The sequence below is a fragment of the Oscillibacter sp. genome, assembly GCF_032018205.1.
Lineage (GTDB): Bacteria > Bacillota > Clostridia > Oscillospirales > Oscillospiraceae > Oscillibacter.
In genome coordinates this window covers 1-558 of the sequence record NZ_DALZOY010000007.1, presented here as the reverse complement: position 1 = coordinate 558, position 558 = coordinate 1, and the positions used below count along the sequence as shown (strand labels likewise).

The window sequence follows — 558 nt, the reverse complement described above, 5'->3', positions numbered from 1 at the left end:
CGCCAGAAGGGGAAGGAAAAGAGGGGCCTTCAGCGTCCCGCAAAACCCCGGGAGTTCCGCACCACGGCGGGACTGCGGGTGCTGGTGGGCCGGAACAACCGACAGAATGACAGACTGACCCACGACGCGGACCGGCGGGATATTTGGCTTCACACCCAGAAAATCCACGGCTCCCACGTTATTCTCCGCACGGACGGCGGGGAACCGGACCGGGAGAGCATCGTGGAGGCGGCAAAGCTTGCCGCGTGGTACTCTCAGGCGCGGGAAAGCGGTAATGTGCCGGTGGATTTTACGCAGGTAAAAAACGTGAAGAAGCCCGCCGGGGCAAGGCCCGGCATGGTGATTTACACCACCTGCGAGACGGTGCACGTCACGCCGGAAGAAGAAACAGTCAAGCGGCTGAGCGTGAAATAAAAAGGAAAGGGACCCTCCGCGCATGAACCTCCCCCTGTCAAGTAGAGAGGTAAAAAAAGAAAAACAAGTATTCAAGGACGGCAGCCTGGTTCAGGCTGCCGTCTTTGTTCATGCGGCGGAGAGTATGTCCCTGTACTCCGCAGG

At 59.3% G+C, this 558-nt stretch carries 1 protein-coding gene; it reads left to right on the top strand.

The annotated features are described in order from the left end of the window. Positions 1-414, top strand: a 414-nt coding sequence (locus RTU96_RS06860) for an NFACT RNA binding domain-containing protein (protein WP_312635768.1), incomplete at its 5' end; no start/stop codon positions are given. Positions 415-558: the final 144 nt, after the last annotated feature.